This is a genomic window from Chryseobacterium artocarpi (assembly GCF_001684975.1).
In the GTDB taxonomy this organism is placed as follows: domain Bacteria; phylum Bacteroidota; class Bacteroidia; order Flavobacteriales; family Weeksellaceae; genus Chryseobacterium; species Chryseobacterium artocarpi.
In genome coordinates, this window is record NZ_MAYH01000049.1 from 1 (window position 1) to 24,971 (window position 24,971).

25 protein-coding genes, 1 rRNA gene and 1 pseudogene are annotated in these 24,971 nt (G+C 35.2%); 12 read left to right on the forward strand and 15 right to left on the reverse strand.

Annotated elements, in window-relative coordinates; genetic code table 11:
* Nucleotides 1-97, forward strand: a 5S ribosomal RNA gene (gene rrf, locus BBI01_RS19290); the annotation flags it as partial.
* A 323-nt stretch (nt 98-420) separates the two neighbouring features.
* Here the strand turns inward: rrf and BBI01_RS22925 are convergent.
* Nucleotides 421-585 carry a bacteriocin-like protein gene (locus BBI01_RS22925; RefSeq protein WP_165602278.1) on the reverse strand — a complete coding sequence of 55 codons (165 nt, stop codon included), beginning with the start codon at nt 583-585 and terminating at the stop codon, nt 421-423.
* A 224-nt stretch (nt 586-809) separates the two neighbouring features.
* On the opposite strand from BBI01_RS22925, the gene BBI01_RS19295 reads away from it, so the two are divergent.
* Nucleotides 810-1,079, forward strand: coding sequence for a hypothetical protein (locus BBI01_RS19295; protein WP_065396287.1), 270 nt, complete (start codon nt 810-812; stop codon nt 1,077-1,079).
* A gap of 52 nt (nt 1,080-1,131) precedes the next feature.
* On the opposite strand, the gene BBI01_RS19300 is transcribed toward BBI01_RS19295, so the two are convergent.
* Nucleotides 1,132-2,082, reverse strand: coding sequence for an isopenicillin N synthase family dioxygenase (locus BBI01_RS19300; RefSeq protein WP_065396288.1), 951 nt, complete (start codon nt 2,080-2,082; stop codon nt 1,132-1,134).
* An 84-nt stretch (nt 2,083-2,166) separates the two neighbouring features.
* Here BBI01_RS19300 and menD point away from each other — a divergent pair, with 84 nt between their 5' ends.
* The gene (gene menD, locus BBI01_RS19305; protein ID WP_065396289.1) at nt 2,167-3,843 is read left to right on the forward strand and encodes a 2-succinyl-5-enolpyruvyl-6-hydroxy-3-cyclohexene-1-carboxylic-acid synthase; all 1,677 of its coding nucleotides are present in this window, start codon (nt 2,167-2,169) and stop codon (nt 3,841-3,843) included.
* On the opposite strand, the gene BBI01_RS19310 is transcribed toward menD, so the two are convergent.
* Together BBI01_RS19310 and BBI01_RS19315 are read right to left on the reverse strand one after the other, a co-directional pair.
* Nucleotides 3,840-4,466, reverse strand: coding sequence for an aminotransferase class IV (locus BBI01_RS19310; RefSeq protein ID WP_065396290.1), 627 nt, complete (start codon nt 4,464-4,466; stop codon nt 3,840-3,842). The genes menD and BBI01_RS19310 overlap by 4 nt on opposite strands.
* On the reverse strand, nt 4,450-5,427 hold the full coding sequence (locus BBI01_RS19315) for an aminodeoxychorismate synthase component I (protein WP_065396291.1): 978 nt from the start codon (nt 5,425-5,427) through the stop codon (nt 4,450-4,452). The genes BBI01_RS19310 and BBI01_RS19315 overlap by 17 nt, the downstream gene beginning before the upstream one ends.
* 47 nt (nt 5,428-5,474) lie before the next feature.
* Between BBI01_RS19315 and BBI01_RS19320 the strand changes: the two genes are divergently transcribed.
* The 5 genes from BBI01_RS19320 (at nt 5,475) to BBI01_RS19335 (ending at nt 8,348) form a co-directional block, all read left to right on the forward strand.
* Nucleotides 5,475-6,197 (forward strand): hypothetical protein, encoded by a 723-nt coding sequence (locus tag BBI01_RS19320; RefSeq protein WP_065396292.1) that lies wholly within the window; start codon nt 5,475-5,477, stop codon nt 6,195-6,197.
* 72 nt (nt 6,198-6,269) lie between these two features.
* On the forward strand, nt 6,270-6,527 hold the full coding sequence (locus tag BBI01_RS23110) for a hypothetical protein (RefSeq protein ID WP_228394041.1): 258 nt from the start codon (nt 6,270-6,272) through the stop codon (nt 6,525-6,527).
* Complete coding sequence (locus BBI01_RS19325; RefSeq protein ID WP_228394042.1) at nt 6,524-7,003, forward strand: hypothetical protein; 480 nt, start codon at nt 6,524-6,526, stop codon at nt 7,001-7,003. The genes BBI01_RS23110 and BBI01_RS19325 overlap by 4 nt, the downstream gene beginning before the upstream one ends.
* Before the next feature lie 15 nt (nt 7,004-7,018).
* On the forward strand, nt 7,019-8,098 hold the full coding sequence (locus BBI01_RS19330; protein ID WP_065396293.1) for an AI-2E family transporter: 1,080 nt from the start codon (nt 7,019-7,021) through the stop codon (nt 8,096-8,098).
* A gap of 22 nt (nt 8,099-8,120) precedes the next feature.
* Nucleotides 8,121-8,348: a DUF3820 family protein gene (locus BBI01_RS19335; RefSeq protein ID WP_065396505.1), complete on the forward strand. Its 228-nt coding sequence runs from the start codon at nt 8,121-8,123 to the stop codon at nt 8,346-8,348.
* Nucleotides 8,349-8,431: 83 nt separating this feature from the next.
* On the opposite strand, the gene uvrB is transcribed toward BBI01_RS19335, so the two are convergent.
* The 3 genes from uvrB to BBI01_RS19350 all read right to left on the reverse strand — a co-directional run bounded on the left by uvrB (nt 8,432) and on the right by BBI01_RS19350 (nt 12,375).
* Entirely contained in the window at nt 8,432-10,423 is a 1,992-nt protein-coding gene (gene uvrB, locus BBI01_RS19340; RefSeq protein ID WP_065396294.1) for an excinuclease ABC subunit UvrB, read from the reverse strand.
* Between the two features lie 168 nt (nt 10,424-10,591).
* Nucleotides 10,592-11,920: a M56 family metallopeptidase gene (locus BBI01_RS19345; protein ID WP_065396295.1), complete on the reverse strand. Its 1,329-nt coding sequence runs from the start codon at nt 11,918-11,920 to the stop codon at nt 10,592-10,594.
* A gap of 83 nt (nt 11,921-12,003) precedes the next feature.
* The gene (locus tag BBI01_RS19350; protein ID WP_065396296.1) at nt 12,004-12,375 is read right to left on the reverse strand and encodes a BlaI/MecI/CopY family transcriptional regulator; all 372 of its coding nucleotides are present in this window, start codon (nt 12,373-12,375) and stop codon (nt 12,004-12,006) included.
* Between the two features lie 105 nt (nt 12,376-12,480).
* Between BBI01_RS19350 and BBI01_RS19355 the strand changes: the two genes are divergently transcribed.
* Complete coding sequence (locus BBI01_RS19355; RefSeq protein ID WP_065396297.1) at nt 12,481-13,698, forward strand: PQQ-dependent sugar dehydrogenase; 1,218 nt, start codon at nt 12,481-12,483, stop codon at nt 13,696-13,698.
* Between the two features lie 55 nt (nt 13,699-13,753).
* On the opposite strand, the gene BBI01_RS19360 is transcribed toward BBI01_RS19355, so the two are convergent.
* The 8 genes from BBI01_RS19360 to BBI01_RS19395 form a co-directional block, all read right to left on the reverse strand.
* Nucleotides 13,754-16,204, reverse strand: a complete 2,451-nt coding sequence (locus BBI01_RS19360) for a TonB-dependent receptor plug domain-containing protein (RefSeq protein ID WP_065396298.1) — start codon at nt 16,202-16,204, stop codon at nt 13,754-13,756.
* Between the two features lie 162 nt (nt 16,205-16,366).
* On the reverse strand, nt 16,367-17,524 hold the full coding sequence (locus BBI01_RS19365) for a pyridoxal phosphate-dependent aminotransferase (protein WP_065396299.1): 1,158 nt from the start codon (nt 17,522-17,524) through the stop codon (nt 16,367-16,369).
* A 2-nt stretch (nt 17,525-17,526) separates the two neighbouring features.
* Entirely contained in the window at nt 17,527-18,603 is a 1,077-nt protein-coding gene (locus BBI01_RS19370; protein ID WP_065396300.1) for an FAD-dependent monooxygenase, read from the reverse strand.
* A gap of 242 nt (nt 18,604-18,845) precedes the next feature.
* Nucleotides 18,846-20,222 carry a tryptophanase TnaA gene (gene tnaA / locus BBI01_RS19375; protein ID WP_065396301.1) on the reverse strand — a complete coding sequence of 459 codons (1,377 nt, stop codon included), beginning with the start codon at nt 20,220-20,222 and terminating at the stop codon, nt 18,846-18,848.
* A 93-nt stretch (nt 20,223-20,315) separates the two neighbouring features.
* Nucleotides 20,316-20,933 carry a DUF502 domain-containing protein gene (locus BBI01_RS19380; protein ID WP_065396302.1) on the reverse strand — a complete coding sequence of 206 codons (618 nt, stop codon included), beginning with the start codon at nt 20,931-20,933 and terminating at the stop codon, nt 20,316-20,318.
* Nucleotides 20,934-20,958: 25 nt separating this feature from the next.
* Nucleotides 20,959-21,537: a MiaE family protein gene (locus tag BBI01_RS19385; protein WP_065396303.1), complete on the reverse strand. Its 579-nt coding sequence runs from the start codon at nt 21,535-21,537 to the stop codon at nt 20,959-20,961.
* A gap of 138 nt (nt 21,538-21,675) precedes the next feature.
* Nucleotides 21,676-22,770, reverse strand: a complete 1,095-nt coding sequence (locus tag BBI01_RS19390) for an acyltransferase family protein (RefSeq protein ID WP_065396304.1) — start codon at nt 22,768-22,770, stop codon at nt 21,676-21,678.
* A 118-nt stretch (nt 22,771-22,888) separates the two neighbouring features.
* Complete coding sequence (locus BBI01_RS19395) at nt 22,889-23,776, reverse strand: neutral zinc metallopeptidase (protein WP_065396305.1); 888 nt, start codon at nt 23,774-23,776, stop codon at nt 22,889-22,891.
* A gap of 184 nt (nt 23,777-23,960) precedes the next feature.
* Here BBI01_RS19395 and rplU point away from each other — a divergent pair.
* The 3 genes and pseudogenes from rplU to BBI01_RS22930 all read left to right on the forward strand — a co-directional run.
* Nucleotides 23,961-24,326: pseudogene (rplU, locus tag BBI01_RS19400) on the forward strand (50S ribosomal protein L21); the annotation flags it as partial.
* Nucleotides 24,327-24,360: 34 nt separating this feature from the next.
* Nucleotides 24,361-24,618 (forward strand): 50S ribosomal protein L27, encoded by a 258-nt coding sequence (rpmA, locus tag BBI01_RS19405; protein ID WP_002984034.1) that lies wholly within the window; start codon nt 24,361-24,363, stop codon nt 24,616-24,618.
* Nucleotides 24,619-24,802: 184 nt separating this feature from the next.
* Entirely contained in the window at nt 24,803-24,970 is a 168-nt protein-coding gene (locus BBI01_RS22930; protein WP_165602279.1) for a bacteriocin-like protein, read from the forward strand.
* The last annotated feature ends 1 nt before the right edge of the window (nt 24,971 follow it).

Sequence of the window (24,971 nt, forward strand, 5' to 3'; positions counted from 1 at the left end):
TAGCGGTGGGGCTCACCTGTTCCCATTCCGAACACAGAAGTTAAGCCCACCAGCGCCGATGGTACTGCTAACGCGGGAGAGTAGGTCGCCGCCAGTTTTTATTTTATTTTTAAAAGTCTCATACAGTAATGTATGAGACTTTTTTTTGAACTATACCTAATCTTAATAGCTATACGCTAATACCAAAGAGAAGCTCTCTGAGACTCATTTTATATTTTGCTAAGCCAATATTTGAATTTTAAGGCAAGCAATTTGAAATATTATAAAGGTCATTTTGAGGCTTGTTTTTCGCCTTATTCTATTTTTATTACATAAAGCTTTAATTGGTCTATTAAAAGAGAGTTTTGATGCTTATTATGATTAAAAAATAAACCATTCTCATCAAGAGAACGGTTTTCTTTATTTAATTGTGGGTCTAGATTACATATCATTATTTGCATCCGGACATTTAAAATCACTATTGCAGGTTGCACAGATTATTGTACCACTACAATAATATATACAGAATTCTGGTTCGGGAAGATTGTTTCCTGAGCCGGAAATACTCTTCAGTTGATCTTTTTGTAATTTTCTTAAATTTTTCATATTGTTTTAATTAAAAATTTGTTGTAAAGTAAAATTAATAAACATTTTAAATAAAAATATTTATATTTTATATAATTTGTTATTTCGTAATTAAATTAGTATCTGTTGCTATATATAATTGATTATTCTTATAATCATTTGATTATTAACTGAATAAATGTTATATTTAAAGAAGCGTTATCCGAAAAGCTTATAGAGTAGGAAGTACCAAAAAATTAATAACTATGAAAAACTTTAAGAAACTTTCAAGGGAAAGTAAAAGAGAAATTGTTGCGGGAGTAGGTTCTCCTGCTTTTTGTTTTGAAGGTGGTGGACCGGGAGAAGGAGGCTGCTCAGCGGGAAATATTTGTTCGGGAGGAAAATGTGTTCCTTATGAAGGTCCTGGGGGAGGAGAGAATCCTGGAGGTGGTGGAGATAGCTATACCTGTATTTGTCCTTGGGGTACTTTCACACAGTCTACTCCATGCCCTGAATTCTATTGTATAACAGGTTAGATCATTAAACTAATAAAAAAGTCAGTAATTTTAAATTACTGACTTTCTTTTCTTATTTTTTAATCAATCCTAATTCGATCAATCTTTCATGTAAAAACTCACCTGCTGTTGTGTCTTCGTATAACTTTGGATTGTTTTCGTCTACACAGTTGTCAAGAGCATTTAAAGACATGGCACTGATTGGGTGCATAAAGAAAGGAATTGAATATCTTGAAGTAGTCCACATTTCTCTTGGCGGGTTTACCACTCTGTGGATGGTAGATTTCAATTTGTTGTTTGTATGTCTTGAAAGCATATCTCCAACATTGATCATCAATTCATCCGGTTCTGCGATCGCATCTATCCATTCTCCGTTGTGATTCTGAACCTGAAGACCTTTACCTTGTGCTCCCATTAATAGAGTGATAAGGTTAATATCTCCGTGAGCTGCAGCTCTTACCGCATCATCCGGTTCCTGAGTGATTGGCGGGTAGTGAATAGGTCTTAGAATAGAGTTTCCTTCTGCGATCTTATCATCAAAATAGAATTCATCTAAACCAAGGTGCAATGCTAAAGCTCTTAAAACATACTGTCCTGTTTTTTCAAGCATTTGGAATGCCTCTTTACCTACTTCATTAAATTTTGGAAGTTCTTCAACGATTACGTTGTCTGGATACTCAGTTTTGTATTCTGAACCTTCAGACAAATATTGTCCAAAGTGCCAAAACTCTTTTAAGTCTCCTTTTTTGAAACCTTTAGCAGTTTCTTTACCGAATCCTACATAACCTCTTTGTCCACCAATTCCAGGAATCTCATACTTCTGTTTCGTTTCCACTGGTTGTTCAAAAAAGTTTTTTACCTCTCCATACAAATCATCTACTAGGTTGTCATCAAGAAAGTGACCTTTTAAGGCTACAAAACCAATTTCTTCATAAGCTTTTCCGATTTCATTTACAAATTTCTGTTTGCGTTCCGGGTTGTCCGAAAGGAAATCACGCAGGTCTACACTAGGTATTTTATCCATTTTTAGAAATTTACGAACAGCAAAATTACATATTTTTTAAATTAAATGATTTTAAAATCATTATTTATAAGTTAAATTTGCTGTATGAAAAAATATTCTTCTAAGAGAAGTATCCAAATACTTGCACATCTTCTTCAGCAGTACGGGATTTCAGACATCGTAATTTCTCCGGGATCAAGGAATGCTCCTTTGGCGATTCATTTTTCTGAAGTAGATAGTTTTAACTGTTACAGCATCGTAGACGAAAGAAGCGCGGCTTTTGTAGCAATGGGAATGGCTAAAAGTGAAAAGAAACCAGCTGCAATTACTTGTACAAGTGGTTCAGCCGTGGTTAATTATTATCCTGCGATTACTGAAGCTTTTTATCAGAATATTCCACTTTTGGTGCTTACTGCTGACAGACCTACAGATTTTGTTGATATTTTTGATGGGCAAACGATTAGACAGAAAGATGTTTTTCATCAACATTCTTATGGGGACTTCCAGCTTTTGGAAGACAGTAAGGAGAATGCAGAAGATATTAATTTTGATACCATTAAAAAAGCGATCGAACTTTGCTTTGAAAAGCAGGGACCGGTACATATAAATATTCCTTTAGAAGAACCTTTGTATGATTTGGTTTCAGAACTTCCTACGTTCCCGACAGTAGAGAAGACGATTAAGCATAAAGACTACGAAATTCCGTCGAATTTAGTTGCGGACTGGCATACGTCTCAAAGAATCATGATATTGGTAGGAACGAAGGATTATAGCCCTGAATTGGAGAATCAATTGACGCAGTTGGTGAAGAATCATTCCGTGGTTGTACTGAGTGAAGCAAATTCCAATCTTTATCACGAGAAATTCTTCAGACATATCGACCGTTATATTTTTAATTTTACGGAAGAAGATTATAAAACTTATGCTCCGGATCTGTTGATTACTGTAGGACAGAATGTTGTTTCCAAAAAAGTAAAACAATTCCTGAGAAGCGCCCGCCCAAAACAACACTGGCATTTGGATGAAGTTTGGCAACCAGATACTTATTTCTCATTAACAGAGAAAATTGAGGTAAAACCAGAAGTTTTCTTTTCAAAACTTTTGAAATTTATTAATCTTGAGCCAAGACCTTATTTTAATTTGTGGGATGTTTTAAGAGATAAAAAAGATGCTAAACATGAGCAGTTTTTGAATACGGTAGAGTTTTCAGATTTTTACTTTTTTAATAAAGCAGCTCAGACGATTCCTGAAAACTATAATATCCATGTCAGTAATTCTTCGGGTATCAGATATGCTCAGTTATTTGATTTTGGGAAGAGAAAAATATACTGTAACCGAGGAACCAGCGGTATTGATGGTTCTACTTCCACGGCAATGGGATTTGCGATTAAAAATGCTAATCCAACTTTGCTGATTACCGGAGATTTAAGTTTCTTTTATGATATCAATGGTCTTTGGAACCAATATATTCCTCCGTTTGTAAGGATTATGATTTTCAATAACGGAGAAGGAAATATCTTTAAAATAATTCCGGGACCCGGAAATGCCAATCCAAATACTCTTGACGAGTTTATCGCAACAAAACACCGTAAACATGCAGAGCATCTTGCAAAACACTTCGGATTCTCTTATGTGAAAGTGGAAGATGAGCTTACTTTAGACAGAGTATTGGAGAATTTCTTCAAGCCGGATGCGCAACCAAAAATTCTGGAAGTAAATACATACGGAAAGAATAGTGCAGATGTGCAGAAAGCTTACTTTAATTTCCTAAAAGAAAACTAAAGGTCAAGGTATTCTTCATTACCCGGCAGATTCATTATTCTGCTGATTGGATAAATAAACATATCATCGAAATCATTCATAGCATTAATGATCTGGAAGTGTGTGAATTGCTTTATATTCTGTAAGGTGATTTCAGCTTCCTTGATTTTTTTCTGCTTTAGAAGATGCTGTCTTTGTACACCGTTTAAGAGGTAAGTGGTAGGGGTAAACCATTCTTTACCTTTTAAGAATAAAAGATTAGAAAATGAAGTATCGGTGATATGATTGTTTTTGACGATGATGATTTCCTCTGCCTTTGCCTTCATTTTCATCTTATCAAGCTCTTTACGGTCCTCAAACTTAAAAGAGTAATCAAAGCTGTTGTTTTCTACCAACTGAAAATCCTGAATTTCAGGAATAGCATAAGGAATCATCTGTGTTCGGATTCTCTTATCAAGATCATAAGCTATTCTTAGCTTAAAAAGTCCGTCTTCATCATGTTGCAGATTCTTAAAGATTGTGGCAAGATCAATGGAGTCTTCCTTCCCGAAGTGGGAAAATGTCTGGTTGATACGTTTCTGATGTAGATCCAATAGAAAAATCTCCTGATCTTCTACTTTAATGCTTTCAATGAATTGGGACATAGATTTTATTTTTCATTTCCTGATATTCGTCTTCTAATTTACTCATGTGCGTTATACCGCCTCCGCTTTTGAAATAAAGTTGATCATTTTCTTTTTCAATAAAGCGTATCATTACACAGCTGTCGACATTTTTACCGTCGAACCAGCCACAAACTCCCGTGTAGTATCCTCTTTGGTATCCTTCTGCATCCAGAATGATTTCCAGTGTTTTTGGTTTTGGAGCTCCCAAAATAGAGCCTGCAGGAAGAAGTTTTTGCATAATGCTTCCTACTTTACCATCAAACTGAGGTTTTATCTTTCCTGAAATTTCCGAGCTCATCGCATACAAATCCTTTTGTCTGGTTTTGATGAAATCAATCTGCTGGAATTGATCTACATAAACATCATCAGCCACTATACTCAGATCATTACGAAGCAGGTCTACTACTGTATAATGCTCAGCTTTTTCCTTTTTATCGTTCTTCAGAATCTCAGCCGCATTTTCTATGGAGGCATCAATGGTTCCTTTCATCGGATAGGTCAGAATTTTACCATCAATGATCTTCACAAAAGTTTCCGGAGAAAAAAATACAAAAAAATCTTTATAAAAAACCTTGTACTTTGCTTCCGAGTGATAAAAAATTTCTTCAAGACTTAAATTGGTCTCAATTTTAGTTTTTCGGGTATAGTTTACAAGATATGAATTTCCAAGGCGAATATTTTTTTGAACTTTATCAAATCCCATTTTAAAGCTTTCCAGCGTTTCCGGGAATGATTTCCATTCTACTTTTTTATTTAAATTAAGCTTGGTTTTTTTTGTTGAAAAGTTTTGAAAATCAATGATTAAGCCTGCTTTTTCAATTTCATTTTTCTTATAGATTTCTACATTCTCTGAAAGGAAGTCGATAACGAAGAAATAGGGAACCTTCTGAAGAGAAAGCTCATCCATTTCGATAAATTTTTGATGATTCACTGAAAACATTCCGCAAAAATAATTATTGATGTTTACTTTTGCATAAAATTTTTATGATGCAGAGCAAATATCCTCAGAAACCGGGAATAGATTTTATATTGAAGCAGGCTTTTTTTTATTGGAATAAAACACTGGCTTATCAGTTGATGTTCTCCATAATATTTTTCGGAATCTTTCTTACCTCTTTTTTCCTGTTTGGTTCAAAGTACGATATATTTGCACAAAACGCTGTGCTTCAGGAAGCCCTTCAGGAGGGTACCCAGGCTTACTTGGCAAAAGTAGCAGAACTAAGTGCTACTGAAAACTATCAGATGTTTATGCTTGCTATTTGGGCAACAACAGCATTTCTTTACCCCTTGAATCTTGGCTTTTTCCAGATCTTCAGAAAGCTTGATCTTAAAGAAAAATTGGAATTGAGTGATTTGTTTGCCGGATATTATGGAATTAATTTCTTCAAATACCTTGGTTACTATCTGTTTTGGTTCATGATTTACAGATTTACCGTACCTACCATATTTTTAGCAGTAATTTGGGTAGCAATGACCATATTTGTTGCTCCGCTGATGTTTTTTACCAATAAAAGAATCTTTGAAGCCGTTTCTTTGAACTTTAAAGCTCTTAAAATGTATTTCGTAGAGATTATCGTATGCATATTGGTTGCTGTTTTATTTAAGTATTTGGGTTTCACACTATTCTTGATAGGTGGTTTATTTACATTTCCATTCTGGAATGCCATGATTTATTCTTTGTATAAAACGGTTTTTTCAGAGAAAGGTTAAATTTAAATACGGTTTAATATGTTTTTTTACTAAAAAAAGTTAAATTTGGTAAAATCATTAAAATATTAAACTATGTCCGAATTTAACGAATTTGATCAACAAGGTTCTGTACCGAATAAAGATACAGGATCCATTATCTCGCATGCATTTGAAATGTATAAGGGTATTTTTGGCTATGCTGTTGTAGCTATGGTAATTTATTTGGTAGGAGGATTTCTTATTCAGACAATTACCGGCTTTAATTCTGCGGCAATAATGGAAGAAATGCAGTCTTCAGGAGACTACTCAATTTCAGATATTGGGAAACACCTGGATTTTCAATGTATATGACGTTTTCCAGTCTTTTCTTATTATTATTGACACCTTTATATGTGGGTTTGATCTATATGGTTAATAAATTCAATACAAAAAATCCTATTGAATTTTCAGATCTGTTTATCGGGTACCGTCAGAATTTTGTTAATATATTGATATATAGTCTTATATCTGGAGTTATTTCTTCTATAGCAATGGCATTTTGCTTTTTACCTTTCTTTTTTGTGTATCCTTTTCTTTTGATTGGATATCCTATTTTATTATTTGAAAACTCTTCTGCTATGGAAGCGTTAAACAAATCATTTGCCATCGCAAAAGAAAATTATGGAGTGTTTCTATTGACAGGTTTCCTGGGAATGCTAATTTCGGCGGCGGGGATTATACTTTGTGGTTTTGGAATTATTTTAACGGCTCCATTTATCATGATCGTTATGTATTCTACTTATTGTGCCTTTCTTGGAAAACCAAGACAAATCATGTATACTAAATAATAAAGAGAAATTTAAATGATGAATAAAGATAAACAGATAAGCAGTATTGCCATTAAGCAGATTTCTTTGCTGGTCATTATTTTGGTCCTGGCAGGATTGATCTGTTCTAATCTTGCATTGTTTATTCCTTCGGTTTTAGGAGCTATTACGATCTATGTAGTTTGTAGAAAATATAATTTTTATCTGCAGGAAGAGAGAAAATGGAAACCTTCTTTAGCCGCGTTTGCTCTAATGCTTGCGAGCCTTATTGTTTTGATTTTGCCTATCTATTTCATTGCAGATTTAATTATTGATAAGCTGGGAAATGCTCAGGAATATATGGCTAAATTCAACGTGTTTCTTGATAAAATACATGGCTATATCTATTCTAAGACAAGCTTTGATATTCTTAGCCAGGATAATATGAATAAATTGAAAAGCTCTGTTGGAAAGTTTTCAACCTCAGCTGTCAGTGGAACATTCAATACACTTACCGTGATAATGTCCATGTATTTTATTCTTTATTTTATGCTGGAAAAGCCAAGGCTGTTTGAAAGAATACTGACAACTTCTGCACCATTAAAAAGATCAAATGTTTCTTTGCTTGGTGAGAAGTTGAGAAAGCTTATTATGGCAAACGCTATTGGTATTCCTGTTGTTGCAATAGGACAGGGAATAGTATCACTTATCGGATACCTTATATTCGGAGCTCCGGGAGCAGTATTGCTTTTTGCTTTAACGGCTGCCGCATCAGTAATTCCTGTAGTGGGAACGGCAATTGTGTATGTTCCGGTATGTATCTTTATGATTGCAGAAGGAAATACGGCGCAAGGTATTGGTCTGGCTATTTATTGTGTAGTTGTGGTAGGACTTACAGATAATCTGCTTCGATTTACACTTTTAAAGAAGCTGGAGAACATTCATCCGCTCAATACCGTATTTGGGATCATTATGGGAATGAATCTGTTTGGCTTTATGGGGCTGATATTCGGACCTATTCTTATCTCCTTTACTTTGCTTTTAATACAAGTGTACAGAAATGAATTTTCGGACGAAGAAACTCCTCCTGATCTGGAATTGCCAGAGAATAAAGATTTAAAAAATAAACTGATTTAATTATTATATAAAAGTGGAGGGAATAAATCCGGAAATATTAAGAGAAATTTGTGTTGTTAAGATGCCATTCGGAAAATACGAAGGAACGGTTTTAGTAGACCTTCCTATAAGCTATCTTGAGTGGTTCAGCAGAAGCGGAATGCCGAAAGGAAAGCTGGGGATGCAGTTATCAACCGTTTATGAAATCAAATTAAATGGGCTAATGGATTTGCTTACTCCTATCAGAGCATCGGTCAGAAATGGGCTGTAAAATATAACGGACACTTTAGCAATATAGATTGGGCGGCATCGAAGATGCCGCCCAATCTCATTTATTTGTTTCTATAAAAAGAATTAAGCTTTCAGGGCTGTAATTTCGTCCCTTAGTTTAGCAGCTTTAATAAAATCTAAATTTTTAGCTGCAGCCTCCATTTCTTTCTGCTTCTGATCAATTATTTTCTCAATATCTTCACCGGTGTAGCTTGCCTTTGTTTCAGCAACTTTCTGAAGAATTTCTTTTTGAGTATATTTTTCATCGGGGAAGTCTTTACTTCTTCCGACAAGATTTTCAGAAATCTTTTTATTCAGTGCTGTAGGTTTAAGACCGTGTTCTTCATTATATTGCATTTGCTTGGCGCGACGATATTCGGTTTCGTCTAAAGTTGCCTGCATAGATTTGGTGATTTTGTCTGCATACATGATGGCTTTTCCATTCACGTTTCTTGCGGCACGTCCTACGGTCTGGATCATTGATCTTCTGCTTCTAAGCATTCCTTCCTTATCAGCATCCAGAATTGCCACTAATGAAACCTCAGGTAGATCCAATCCTTCTCTTAATAGATTTACTCCAATTAATACATCAAAAAGCCCCAAACGTAAATCCTGCATAATCTGAATACGCTCCAGCGTTTCCACATCAGAGTGGATATACCTTGTTCTGATTCCGAATTTTGTAAAGTATTTGGTAAGTTCCTCAGCCATTTTCTTGGTTAAAGTAGTTACCAAAACCCTTTCATCAGCGTCAGATCTTTTCTGAATCTCTTCCATTAGATCATCAATCTGGTTTAGGGTAGGTCTTACCTCAATAATAGGATCTAAAAGTCCTGTTGGACGGATAATCTGCTCAATATAAGCACCTCCGGTTCTTTCCAGTTCATAGTCGGCAGGAGTTGCTGAAACATAAATAACCTGATTCTGTATACTTTCGAATTCTTCAAACTTCAAAGGTCTGTTATCCATAGCAGCAGGAAGTCTGAAACCAAACTCTACCAATGCTTCTTTTCTACTTCGGTCTCCGCCGTACATGGCATGAACCTGGGGAACAGTAACGTGGCTTTCATCAATGACCATTAGGAAGTCCTTAGGGAAATAATCGAGAAGACAGAAAGGTCTTGTACCCGGAAGTCTGCCGTCAAGATATCTTGAATAGTTCTCAATACCCGAACAATACCCTAATTCTTTGATCATTTCAAGATCCAGCTCCGTTCTTTCCTGGAGTCTTTTCGCCTCCAAAGGTTTTTCGATAGAATTAAAAAAGTCTACCTGTTTCACCATGTCATCCTGAATCTCTCTGATGGCACCATTTAAGGTTTCTTTTGAAGTTACAAAAAGGTTTGCCGGATAAATCTGAATTTGGTCAAAATTAGACTCTACATTTCCTGTCACCGGATCAAAGCTCTGAATCTTTTCAATCTCATCCCCAAAAAACTGAATTCTGATCGCATTATCAGCATAAGCGGGGAAAACATCTATTACATCTCCTTTCACACGGAATGTTCCTCTTTGGAATTCATTCAATGTTCTTGCATATAGGGCATTGACTAATGAATGCAAAAGTGCGGTTCTTGTTACTTTTTCACCAATAGCAATGGAAATTAATGACTTATGGAACTCTGTGGGGTTTCCAATACCATAAATACAGGAAACGGATGCAACAATCAAAACATCTCTCCTCCCGGAAAGAAGACTTGCCGTGGCAGAAAGACGCAACTTTTCCACTTCCTCATTAATGCTTAAATCCTTTTCAATATAAGTTCCGGTGGTAGCAATGTAAGCTTCCGGCTGGTAATAGTCATAGTAGCTGACAAAATACTCTACCGCATTATCAGGAAAAAATTCTTTAAATTCCATGAAAAGCTGCGCTGCTAAGGTCTTGTTATGAGCTAAAACAAGAGTGGGACGTTGAACATTTTGTACAACATTAGCAACCGTAAAGGTTTTTCCGGAACCCGTTACTCCGAGAAGCGTCTGATATTTCTCGCCGATTTCAATTCCGGCAGTAAGTTTTTCAATAGCTTGAGGCTGGTCTCCGGTTGGTTTATATTCTGAATGAAGATTAAAATTCATAAGAAAGAATGTATACAACAAAAATACGAAAGAAATTATTAGGCAGAATAATGTTTCGATCATGAATATTTTGATGATAAAGATTTAATAAATCTCTTACCTCTATCATTCTTATTTTCTTTGGATTTTCATCAACAAAAAAGCGCTAAACAAGTAGCGCTTTTATTTTTACTGTTGAGCAAAAGTTATTTTGGCAGGTATTTTTATTACCGAAGCAACTGCCTGTCCGTTTTTTGTAGCGGGCTTCCATGTAGTTTCGTTGCTGATTGCGGTTATTGTTTTCAGAAATGCTTTGTTGAAAGCTTCATTATCTCCTTCAGTCGTTACTTTGGTTGTTTTTCCGGTTGCATCTATATAAACAGAAGCTATTGATTGTATCGTTCCTTTTTGTGGTTGAACCGAACCTATATCCGTTTCCTTGTTTATTTTGCTTAGAAGGGTATTGCGTCCTTCAGGATATTCCGCTTTAACCAAATCTTTATCTTGTTCTTCTTGTGAAATTGTGTTTTTACCTTCGTTGTTTGCTTTAGGAGATATTGTATCAGAAACAGTTTTTAAAGTTTCTTTTTTCAGCTCTGAAGCAATTGAGACATTCTCCTGTTGTTCTCTTTCATTTGAAGAAACTGTTATTGGTTCTGATACTAAGTTTTTTATTTTTTCTTTTGTTGTCAAGTCTTTCTGCGTAGAAGAAGATATGATTTCTGTGCTATTGTCTTTCTTTACAGATTCATTTGCATAAATTCTTTCTGATAGCAATGCAGTTGCAGCAATAAGTGTTGTCACGCCTAATGTTTTTCTAGCAAGGCTGAATTTAGATTTTTGTGCCTTCATCATAATAAATCGTTTTTTGGTGTTATTAAAATTAAATGAATGGGTTAATGGCAAATTTTGGCAGTTTACTATTTCTTCGAGAATCAGATTTTGATAGTCTTTAATATTGAAATTACTATTCAAAACCGCTTCGTCTGCTAGGAATTCGTGATTAGTAACAATTGCTTTTTTATAGAGAAATAAAACAGGATTGAACCATGTAAAGATTTTCACAAGATGTACAATCGCCAGATCTATACTGTGTTTCTGATCTATGTGGCTTTTTTCATGAAGGAAAATTCTCGGATCAATTGTGCCGTTCTTCATATAATCTTTTCCCATATAGATTGTATTCCAAAAGCTGAATGGTGACTGTTTTTTTTCTGTGAATATAATATTGTAATTCTGATAGGATTGTTTTTCTCCCCGTATTCTTTTGATTGCAATAATGGATAATGTGTTTTTAATCAAAAAGAAAGAAGTTACCGCTACATAGACCAGCCAAAATACATTGGTCCAGTCAAAACTTTCCTGTGCTGTAGTTACAGAGACGGTCTCTTGTATTGTTTCTTCAATGATTAATTGTGGTTGTTTTGCTGGTGTCTTCTGTACAGTAATAGTAACAAAAGGAATGATGTATGAAAGAATGAGGGAGCCTAATAAATAGATCCTGTTGAATCTATACATTTTCTTCTTTTCCAAAAACAAAAAATATACAGCAATGAAGATTGATGAACACAGAATTATTTTTAGAATAATGGTTAACATGGTTATTCTTCTATTTGTTCATCAATAATATCGCGGAGTTCTTTCAGTTGCTTTTGACTAAGTTTTGCATTGGACGTAAAAAATGAAGCAAACTGAGTCACAGAGCTATTGAAAAAACGGTCAATCATGGAAGTCATTTCTTCCTTGAAATATTCTCCCTTTTCTACCTTTGGATAGTATTCACGAGAATTTCCATAAAGTTTGTAGCCTACAAGGTCCTTGTTCTGTATTCTTTTCAGCAGTGTTGCTATTGTGGTTACAGCTGGCTTGGGTTCCGGATAAGTTTCTAAAATATCTTTCATGAAGACTTTCTCTTTTTCCCAAAGAATATCCATCAGAACTTTTTCGGAATCAGTTAGTTTTATCTCTTTCATTCTACAATTTTGTTATTTGTTCTACAAATGTAGAATAAAAATTGAAATAAACAAATTTTGTGGCATTATTTTTCCATTCAATTTATAATCACCAATCGTAATATTATGAAAATCAATCAATTTTATGTTCCGATTCTCAGTGTTTTTTTCATTTTATCCTCATGTAAAGAGAATCATGCCAATGCGCAGCAGATTGGAAAAGACGGAAGTGTAGAAACAGAAAAGCCTAATTCTGAATATCAGCCGGCATTTAAAGGGCAGACAAGGATTAAAGCTGTAAAAACAAATGCTCCATATCATGTAGAAATAATAAACAAAGATTTGGGCAGACCCTGGGGAATTATTAATTTACCGGATGGTCGGTTTCTGATTACAGACAAAAGAGGTCATATGAATGTTGTATCAAAAGACGGAAAACAGATTGTAAAAATAGAAGGTTTCCCTAAGGTTGACTCTAAAGGTCAGGGCGGAATGCTGGATGTAGCACTTGATCCGGATTTTAAGACCAATAATAATATTTATTTCAGCTTTTCAGAGCCTTTTGGAAAAGGTAATTTAACCTCAGTAGCAAAAGGAAGGTTATCCTCTGATCTTAAAAATATTTCAGAAGTAAAAGTTATTTTCAGGGCAGAGCCTTCCTATGACGGAGATAAACATTACGGAAGCAGACTGGCTTTTGACAAGGATGGAAATTTTTTTGTAAGTACAGGAGAAAGATCTGACAAAGTAACTCGTGTTTATGCACAGAAAACAGATAATTATTTAGGTAAAATACTTAAAATTACAAAAGATGGAAAACCAGCTCCGGGAAATCCATTTATAGGAAAATCCGGATATAAACCTGAGATTTACGCTTATGGTGTACGAAATCCACAAGGTTTGGCTATAGATCCTAATGGGCAACTTTGGGATGTAGAAATGGGACCAAGAGGAGGAGATGAAATTAATCTTATTCAACCTGGAAAAAACTATGGTTGGGGAGATGTCACCTATGGAATCGAGTATTCCGGAGATAAAGTGGGGCAGGGAATTACTCAAAAAGAAGGAACGGAACAACCGGTTTATTATTGGGATCCGGTAATTTCTCCCAGTGGAGTCACCTTCTATACCGGAAACATTGAAGAATGGAAAGGGAATTTGTTTATTGGCTGTCTAAGCGGTGAGCATATTAACAGGATTGTGATGAAGGATAATAGGGTTGTAGGTGAAGAAAGGCTTTTAGAAGATCAGAAAGAACGTTTTAGAGATGTTCTGAATGGTGAAGATGGCAATTTATACGCAGTTACAGACAGCGGAAAGCTTTATAAAATCTCAAAGAAATAATAAAAACTCCTGAATTTTCAGGAGTTTTTTGGTAGTAGTAATTTCAATTCGTCCCTTAAAACTTAAAATTAAGTCGGGCAAATACCTGTCTTCCTGCAAAACCCATTTGTACAGGATCAAAAATACCTCCCGACTCTGTGTTTCCTGTTGTAACCTGTGTCGTTTGTAAAGTTGGATATCTGTTGAAAATATTTTTACTTCCCAGGGTAAGATTAAAACTCTTAGAAAATTCATAGCCAAAAGAAATATCTGTAGTTACTTTTGCATTGTAAACTTGTTCTGCGTCATCATAACCTATCAATGTAACTTTATCAAACCTTACAAGCTGTAAATTTGCGTTGAACTTATTGATCTTATAGTTAAGATTAAGATTTACTTTTGTCTTTGGAGCGGAAGCAAGGATGAAACCTCTTTCTCTTGGGCTTAGATACGTATTTTCCATGCCTTTTAATTGATCGGAAGTATTCACTTTTGTGATTTCCATATCATTATAGTTCCCGGCAAGAGTGGCAGTCAGTTTTCCTGAACCCAGATTTTCATTATAGCTTAAGATAACATCAACTCCTTTTGTGCGGGTATTAATAGCATTGGCAAAAAATTGTACCTGATCAATATATGGATAATCATTCTGAACATCCTTAGGCAGATCATCTCTTGAGAAATTTCCTGTTAAAACAATTCTGTTTTTTACGTTGATATAATATCCATCAATGGTTGCTGTGAATTTTCCCGTGTTGAAAGTAAAACCTGCGCTTCCGTTAATAGAGGTTTCCTGTTTCAGCTGAGCAATGCCTACTCTGTTTGCCAGATCACTATCATTAGACGCTAATTGAATGGTTACCAATTTACCACCCTGAAAGTTAGTAAACTGCTGGCTATAATATTTCTGAGCCAACGACGGAGCCCTGAATCCTGTAGAAACAGACCCACGGAAAGCCAATTGTGGAGTGATAGCATAGCGTGTTGCGAACTTCCCGTTTAATGTACTTCCAAAGTCATTGTAATTTTCAAACCTTCCCGCTACACTGATCATCCAGTTTTTGGTAATATCAAGTTCGGTGTCTACATAAGCGGCAAAATTATTTCTGTTTTTGGCAATATTTGTAGAATAGCCGGGAAAGCCCTGAGAACCTCCTGGTCTTTTATTGTCGTCAGACGGTGCAAGGGGATTGGTAACTAATAGATAATCGGGTGTATCAGGTGTAACAATATTTCCATTGATATCATACATCGCATAAGATCCTTCTTCTCCTTTTAGGATTTCAAATTTTTCATATCTGAACTCAGACCCGAAAGCGATATTTAAGCCTTCCAGTACCTTAAATTGTTTCACAGCATTAAAACCCGTTGTGTTCTGTAATAAAGAATGCCCTCCGGCATAGAATCGGGTAGGAGACTTGACGCCTAAAGTAGCATTGATGGTATTGGTGATATCGTAAGTGAACCTGTTGTTCCCAAAAGCATTATAAAAATCCACATCCCAGTCTGCCACTTTGAATTTTAAGCCATTATCAAAAGTGAAATCCGTAATGCTGGTATCTTCAATAGGATCAAAACCCATTGGATAAATTTCAGGAATATTTCCATTGGCATTTGCCGTTCTGGTCCATGCATAAGCTTTGGTATTTCTGTGGGAAAATCCCTGGCGTGAATAAAACTTCAATCCATCGGAAAGAGGAAGTTCAATATTCCCGAAAAAATAAACATTCTGAGCTTTTGCATCCCCGAATCTCTGCCTTGGTGCCGGATCGGGATCATTATAAATTGCCGGATTTGCATTTCTGATCGCGTAATCTTTAGTAATAAACTCAGCTGTGAAGTTACCAAATCCTCCTTTTGAACCTATTTTTGTTCCAAGATTTCCACTGAAATCAAAAGTAGTTCCGTCAATTTTATGATCCGATACAATATCATTATTTCCAGGACTTTTAAAAAGATTCATTCCCGAAAATACATTTCCTTCGAAACCTTTATCCCGATCATTCAGAATAACGTTGATTACTCCAGCAATAGCATCGGAACCATATTGCGCTGCCGCTCCGTCACGCAGTACTTCGACTCTTTTAATAGCACCAATCGGAATGGTATTCATGTCATATCCGGTATTTCCCCTTCCTTTAGTTCCGAAAAGATTAATCAGTGAAGATTGATGATATCTTTTTCCATTTAATAGAAGCAGAGTCTGATCAGGTCCTAAACCTCTTAATGTTGCAGGGTCTACCGCATCGGCACCATCAGATCCCGATTGTTTGTTAGAATTAAAAGAAGGAGCCGAGAACTGTAAGAGTTGGTTTACTTCCACCTGTCCTGTTGATTGGCTTACCTGTTTAATATCAATGATATCAATAGGAACGGGAGTGTTTACAACTGTTCTTTTCTTATTCCGGCTTCCGGTAATGGAAACTTCTTCTATTTTTGATTCTTTGGCAAGTGTATCTTTCACTTCCTGGGCATAGGATAACGTAGAAGCAGCAAGAAAAATTACGCTAATGTATTTTATCTTCATAATGATAATTTTGAGTGGTGATTAAATCAAAATTATCATTATTTATTTTTAAATCAACATTAAAAAGATTTATTTGTTATGGATGTCTTAATTTAATGTTGTTTTTATTGTTATAGCGAATATTAATAATTATTATGTTTAATTATATGAAAATTTTTAACTTCAAAAGCTTTTAATGATTCTATTAATTCCTTCTTCAAGAATTTCTTGTGAAGTTGAAAAACAAATTCTGATATGACCTTCTGCTCCTTTTCCAAACCATCTTTCTGATCCCGGAACAATAGCCACCTTTCCCTGTTGTAAAACATGCTGGACAAACTGATCACTTGACATTTCGTTTTTAATTTTTGGAAATAAGACAAAAGTGGCTTCCGGTAGATTAGGAGTTACTATCTCAGAGTTGCTTAATAATTTAAAAGCAAGATCTCGGTTTTGCTGTAAATGATTTAAAAATTCTTTATACCATGGTTTTGCTTTTTCCAAAGCTACACTTCCCGCAATTTGTGATAAAGTTGAAACTCCTTCAATGGTAGAATTGAAATTAGATTTCTCTGTAAAATCTTCAAGAATATCCTGGTCATTACATAAAACAGCTCCGATTCTCAATCCTGCAATTCCAAATGACTTTGAAAAACCATATACGGTAAAACTCTTTCTCTTTGCCTCTTCAGAAACTGATGAATAGGTATGAAAATCTCTGTTATCATAAATAATATCACTCCAAATCTCATCACTCATTACCCATAAGTCGTGAGCGGAAGCAATTTCGGAAACCTTTTTCAAAACCTCTTTAGAATAAACCTTCCCAAGCGGATTGTGAGGATTACAAATGCTAATAAGTTTGGTCTTGGGATTAATCAACGAAATCATTTTTTCAAAATCAATCTCGCCGGTTATAGTATCTACCGGACACAGCATTACCTTTCCGCCCGCTGTTTCCACTGATTTTTTAAACAGAAAATCTACAGGATCCAGAATAATTGCTTCATCACCAGGTTGTAAAACATAAGATGCTATTAGAAACATTCCCTGTGCAGCACTGTTTACCGCAAGCACATTTTCAGGGGAAAAATCGCCATGTTTTTCCTGATTGAAATGATCAGCAACACTCTTTTTAAATTCCGGAAGTCCGGAAAAAGGTCCGTAGCTCAAATATCCGTCCTTAATGTATTCAATGATTCCCTGTTCTATTTCAGGAGCGGTTCTGAAATCTGGATCTGCTGCGGTAAGAGGAATGATTCCGTCTTCTAATGTTGCCCATCTTCCGTTATATGCTTTTCTTTTAAGGGCTTCAAAATTAATATCGTTATTCGTGAACATTTTTATTTATATGATATGGGTAAAATATTATCTGTATGTTGATCTGTAGGAAGTAAAAACTGTTTCAGTAAGGTTCTGCCATTTTGGATATGAGTTTCTATTTCGGGTTTCCTGTCTGATTCATATTTACTAAAAGCTTCAGTTATACCACCTTCTTCAACTAAGTATTTAGTTAGTACGTGTGAGTCTTTTAATGCTGAGGTAACTCCTTGGCTTGTAAAAGGAATCAAAGGGTGTGCGGCATCACCAATGAAAACAATATTGTTTTTATAGAACGGATTGAGCTCTTCCAATTCATAAACACACCATAAATGTACGTTTTCATAGTTTGATTTTTGAATAATAGAAGAAACGAGCGGATGCCAATCTTTAAAAACTTCAAGCATGTATTTCTTTAAATTGTCACAAGAGCATTCATTGATTCTGTATTTCTCATTGTCAAATTGAGAGTACCATAGAATAGTATCCTCTGAAAGTTTGATAATACCAAAAGTAAGCCCGCCCTGATCATGATGAAATTTCATGAAATCATTTTCAATCGTATCTGCAATTTCTTTGTCTTTAATGATATTGACGACTTCGCTTTCTCTTACTGTCTTCATTTTTTCATCCTTAAAAAGACTTCTTCTGATCCTGCTTCTGGAACCATCCGAAATAATGGCAAGATTAGAATCAATATAGGTTTCATCAGATTTCTTCAATCTTCCAATTTCAGTCTCGCAAGGAATTATCGTTGTGCTATAGGTTATCTTTTCAGGAGAAATATTTTGAGCTAAGAGACTGATTAGAGAGTGTCTTGAGATTGCAAAAACATTGTTGAGGTCTTTTTCTCCAAGTTTTTTTCCCGTGTGGGAATATTGAATGTATTTTTTTAGAAAATTCCCATGTTCAAAAAGAAGTGAAGGATCAATAATTTGAGTGAGGTATTCTATTCCTTCCTGGGGGATCAGAAAGCCATGCCCGGCAAGATCTTCCTTTTTTCTTCTTTCGTAAATGTGATAGTCTATCTTATGTTTTTCTAAGTAATTCGCCATGCTTAAGCCGGAAATACCAGCGCCCACGACAGCAATTTTATTCATGTTCGGAATAACGGATTTTTTCAGGTTGGTGTTTAATCTATTTTTTTGATCTTATTTTTAGATCGATGCAAAAGTAAATTAAAAACATTCATTATTTAAAAAAAATAAAGTAATTTGATTTAAAAGTATTGAAAAATAAAATGAAAAGCATAAGATAATTGTATAGTTAAAGAGTTGACTTTCTGGAACTAAAGAATTATAAAAATAAAAACCGGAAAAGAATTCCGGTTTTGTCTATGTATCTATGCTTTTTCAAGCTGAACAGTAAAGTGTCTTAATATTTCTGGTTCCCAGGTGATCTTATATCCTTTTGCTACTTCTTCACGTCTTTCATATACGTTTTTGATTGCCGCGGCAATATAATCCATATGGTTGTTGGTGTATGTTCTTCTAGGAATAGCAAGACGTACCAGTTCCAGTTTCGGATAACGGTTTTGTCTGGTCTCAGGATCTCTGTCCGCTAGTAAAGTCCCTATCTCTACTGTTCTGATTCCTGCTTCTTTATAGATTTCAAGACCTAAAGTCTGTGCAGGATATTCTTCGCGGGAAACATTTGGAAGGAAATTCAAAGAATCAATAAATACAGCGTGTCCCCCAATTGGTTTTTGAACCGGAATTCCATACTCAATCAGCTTATTTCCAAGGTATTCTACCTGAGATATTCTGCTTTCAAGATAAGCGAATTCTGTAGCTTCATCAAGACCTACTGCTAATGCAGCCATATCTCTTCCAGCCATTCCGCCATAAGTAATGAATCCTTCATAGATGATTGTAAAGTTGGATGCCTTTCTGAAAACCTCTTCATTGTTCAATGCAATAAAGCCTCCGATGTTTACAAGACCGTCTTTTTTAGAACTCATCGTCATTCCGTCACCGTAAGAGAAAATTTCCTTACAGATGTCCTTAATAGTTCTGTTTTCCTGTCCTTGCTCTCTTTTTTTGATGAAATAAGCATTTTCTGCAAATCTTGCGGAATCAAAAAATACAGGAATCCCGTATTGATCGGAAAGGGCTTTCACGGCTTTCATGTTTTCCAAAGAAACAGGTTGTCCTCCTGAAGAATTACAAGTAATGGTAATCAGACAGAAAGGAATGTTTTCTTTTGGGTGACTTTTATAAACTTCTTCCAGCTTTTCAAGGTTGATATTTCCTTTAAAAGGATGAAGGTCATTGATGTCAAAAGCTTCATCAATTGTACAGTCTATAGCGTGTGCTTTTCTGAATTCGATGTGTCCTTTGGTAGTATCAAAGTGTGAGTTGCCCGGAACTACATCTCCTTCTTTTACCAATACGGAGAAAAGTACGTTTTCGGCAGCTCTTCCCTGGTGGGTTGGTAATAAATATTTGAATCCGGTAATTCTTTCAACAGTATTTTGTAGCTGTTCGAAAGAACGTGATCCGGCATAGCTTTCATCTCCCGTCATTAAGGCACCCCATTGTCTGTCAGACATAGCACCGGTTCCGGAATCTGTTAAAAGGTCAATAAAAACTTGAGAAGATTTTAAGTTGAAAAGATTGTAATTCGCTTCTTTCAGCCATTGCTCTCTTTCTTCCCTTGTGGATTGGCGGATTTCTTCCACCATTTTGATGCGGAAAGGCTCCGCGTACGGTAAATTCATGGGTCTGGTATGTTTTTAAATTGTGTGTAAAAGAAAAATCTGTTTGAAAATAATTTTCAAATTCATCAATGTACATCTAAAGCGGAATGGGAATTATTCCGGTGCTTTAAATATATTTTCATCAGAATGGAATCCGGCTACACCGCCGCTTACTGCGAACTTCATAGCCGAAGCAGCAGTCATCCCCACTACAGGTTTGATGTTTTTTTCTTCAGTAACAATTACCCACCCTGAAATTGCATAGGAATGGGGTAAATATACCGCAACGTAATTATGCTTGTCAACGTCCGACATTTCTTTTTGAGTTAAAAAACCGATTCTCCATATTTCAGGATTTTCATTGGTTTTTACCCATACAGGATCGTTGAATTTTTTCTTGTCGCCCACAAATGAAGACATGACGTCTTTAGTAGGAGTGTAAATGTGTTTTACTCCGGGTGTTTTTTCCAGAAGGCTGTCCATAGTATCAAAAAAGAATCTTCCGATCACAAATTTGTTTCCCAGATACCCTAGAATAGCAGTAAGCAATATTGTTGATACGAAAACAAGCCCAGGAACCTGCTTTGCAAGTGATGGAACAAGGTTATCAATAGCACTGACAATATACCAGATGACAAAAATTGTCAACCCGATAGGTCCAATAATAACCAGTCCTTGAAAAAAGTTTTTCAGGAATGAATTGGCAATACTTTCAAAGCTTGGTTTCTTCAACGTTTATTCTTTACTGTTTTATATTTTAACCGTGAATTGTTTCTTTATTTCCGTAGGATTTAATGATATTAGCTTCATATTCTAACCATTCTTCCCAACGTTCATTTACTTTGTCAGGATTTCCAAGCTGTCTTGCAAACCCGATAAAAGTAGTATAATGGTTTGCCTCTGAAATCATCAATTCACGATAAAAAACCTTTAGTTCTTCGTCTTTAATATTTTCTGTCAAAACTTTGAATCTTTCACAGCTTCTGGCTTCAATCATAGCAGCAAAAAGCATTTTGTCTACAATAAGATCCTCTCTGCTTCCCTGAATGATAAATTTTGCCAGCTCATTCACATAATCATCTTTTCTGGCTCTCCCGAATGTATAACCTCTTTTTTTGATAATCTCATGAACCTGATTAAAATGGTCAAGCTCTTCCTGAGCAATAGCAAGAAGTTCAGTCACGATTTCTGGATATTCCGGAAGCATAGTGATCAGACCGATAGCGTTGGTAGCAGCTTTTTGTTCGCACCACGCATGATCCGTTAAAATTTCTCCAATGTTTCCTTCCGCAATATTTGCCCACCTTGGATCGGTAGGTAGTTTCAACTTAAACATGTTGTAAAATTTTTGTAAATTTAAACAAATTGGACATATTTGGTGCTTCTAATGGTGTAGAATTTATTTTTTTGTTGAGTTTTATGTAATCATGGAGCTTATTTCTATTGTATTTACCAATTATAAGCTTTCAAATCATTAACGACCAACGGCTGTTTTTCTTCTGAGAAATTCTAAAATTTTCCAGCCAGAAGTATCTACTTTTTTCAATCCTGCTGAAATGATAAATGCCAACGCAATATTAATAACATAAATAAAGATCATTAAAATCCACCAAGGCATTTTTTCTTTTAAAGGAACAACAAGAAAATAAACCAACGAGGAGCTGATCCCTTGTGCAAAGTAAAAGAAAATTGCATTTTTACCAATATGAGTGATGAAGTTTTCTTTTGTGATCTTCAGACGATTATACAAAACAAATAATGTTGCCAGAGAGAAAAATGTCCAGATGATATAAGGAATCTTTGGAGGGAATTTATTTTTATTGATCTTATAAAAGATCTCAGTTCCGTAATACCAGAACATCCATCCTAAGGCAATTGCAACAAGTGTGTATAAAACAGGAATGAATTTTGTGGGAATCTTTTTTCCACGCATTCTGTTTCCAATCAGAAAAACAGCCAGATAGAATGCTACATACCCAACCTGTCCGGCAGGATAGTATTCTGGGAAGATATTGAATATTAATGTTAGACCAATACATAATCCTATAAACCAATTGATGTGTTTTGGAAAAAAACGCAAGATCAGTACTCCAAACACGGTAAGAATATAATATACTTTCAAGTACCAGAAACTCCCCATGACCACAGGGAATGTATCAGCATTGGTGTATTGATGTAGGTACCAATTACCCAGATTTTGCCATTGTGGAACGTCTGAAATACTGGTTGTAGAGTATTTTGAACCAAATGTTGAATAGAAATTCTGAACCCACTCCAATGAAAAGAATGTTAATCCAAAAACTTTAAAGAAATAATCTAAAAAGAACAGGAAGGTTACAAAAATCATATAAGTGATTTGTAATTTTAAGAGTCTGTATAATGTTTTTTCAATATTAGCTCCGGAAGTAATTCCGCTTAAAGCATAAAAAAGTGCTACATCAAAAACCAGAGAGAATACTCTTACTTCTGCCGGAATATAAAATTGCCCAGACCAGAATGCCGTATGGATAAAGATAATAGAGAGTGTTGCCAACCCTTTGGCGAAGTCAATGTATAGGTCTCTGTTCATTATGGTGAGATATGGGGTCAAAAGTAATTAAAACTTCCGTTATTTTTCAAATACGCAAAAAGAGACAGAACAAAATCGTCTGCCTCCTTTCTTAAATATGCTAAAAATGAATGTTTCCTTATTTTAGATTTTTAAATTCTTCCGCAGAAATTTCTCCGGATTGAATTTTTCTCAGCTCATCTATATATTTACTCATATAAGCATCAATTTCCGGACTTACAGTGTTCTTAGCCATTCTGTAAGTTCCGTTAAGAACCCCTTGGTAATAATAGAAGAAGTTATAATCAAAGTTTGCTGCATTAAGGTCATATTGTCCCAGTAAGAATCCTAAACGTACTGCAGATCTTCTTTGTGCTGGTGTACCATGGTGTCCCGGGCTATTTGTCTGATAGTCTCCGATGCTTTGTGCAAACTCATAAGCAGCAGCAATTTCAGAGAAGTTAGTTTTGTTATAGCCATTAGGTCTCCTTAAGTAATATCCTGCAAAACCATCTGCTTCAAGCTCGTTTGGTCTTGCTGTATTTTCTGTTACAGAAGGAAGTCCGAAGATATATTGTAGCTGATGTCCATATTCATGAGCAAGGATCATAGCGTTTACAATATCTCCACCTTTAGATTTTGCATCATAATAGATTGCGTATCCGTAATAGATTTTTCCTGTAGAATAGGAAATAGCATTATAGGTAGAATTGTAATTGGATGGATCGTCTACAAATCGTAATGTAGGATTGCTTCTTCCCCAAAGACCTGCAATTTTAGTCATTTGAGCATTCATGAAGTTGGTATCGGTAGAATTCTGAAGAGTAGTCTTTAATACAGCAGTAGAATTCCAATTATTATCTACATAGTAGCAGATTTTTTCAAGGTCTCCCGGTTGATCAATCTTGGCATTAAGTGTTTCTTGTTGAGGTAGAACAGTGTCTTCCATTTTGTCATCACTACATGCTGTCAGGAATGAACCAGCAATGGCGCCTGCAATTAAGCAGAGATTAAAGTTTTTTTTCATATAAATAATTTAGTTGGTGAAACGAAGGTATAAAATTATCTCTTATATATGAACACTTTATTATAAAAAATTATTCAAAACATAGTGAATAGGATTTTAATTGAAAAAATATAGCTTTGATTGTAAGTTAATTAGAAATTTAATTGTATATTTGCACCTCGAAATAACTAAAAATTTATAAACAATGTTTGCAATTGTAGAAATAGCAGGGCTTCAATACAAAGTTGAACAAGACCAGAAGTTGTTTGTAAACCGTTTAAAAGGAGACAAAGGAGGAAAAGTATCTTTCGATAAAGTTCTTCTTACTGTAAACGGTTCAATCACTGTAGGCGCCCCAGCTGTAAGCGGAATCACTGTAGAAGCAGAGATCCTAGACCACGTAAAAGCTGATAAAGTAATCGTTTTCAAAAAGAAAAGAAGAAAAGGTTACAAAGTGAAAAACGGTCACAGACAATCTTTAACTCAAATTCAAATTACTGGTATTACAGGATTTGATGGAGCTAAAAAAACAGCTAAGAAAACAACTAAGAAAGTTGAAGCTGAAAGCGCAGAATAATTTATAAACCAAAAAACCTTAAAATAAAATGGCACACAAGAAAGGAGTTGGTAGTTCCAAGAACGGTAGAGAATCGCACTCTAAAAGATTAGGTGTGAAGATTTTCGGAGGACAAGAAGCTATTGCCGGAAACATTATTGTTAGACAAAGAGGTACTCAACACCACCCAGGTGATAACGTTGGTATCGGTAAAGACCACACTTTGTTCGCATTAGTAGATGGTAAAGTAGTTTTCAGAAAGAAAGCAAACAACAGATCTTTCGTATCTGTAGAACCAAACGCATAATTGTAAGCGTTATAAAAATTACAGCCTCAACATTTGTTGAGGCTTTTTTGTTGATTAAAAGTTAAATTTTTCATAAATATTCTATTCGTAGTGAAATATTGATATATTTGTTAATGCTCAAATAACAAGTCAGTTGTGAATGCTGAATGACATAGAATGGGTAACAAATTAAAAACAAATAACTATGAAAAACCTTAAGAAACTAACAAAAAAGAATTTGAAAGAAATTAATGGAGGTGCTCAAAATTGCCCTCCGGTAGCAAGTACTTGCAATGCATGGTGCAAATGGACTTCATGGCAAAAACTGCATTGTCCAAATAATATCTTTGAGGAGCCTTGTGAATGTATTTAGT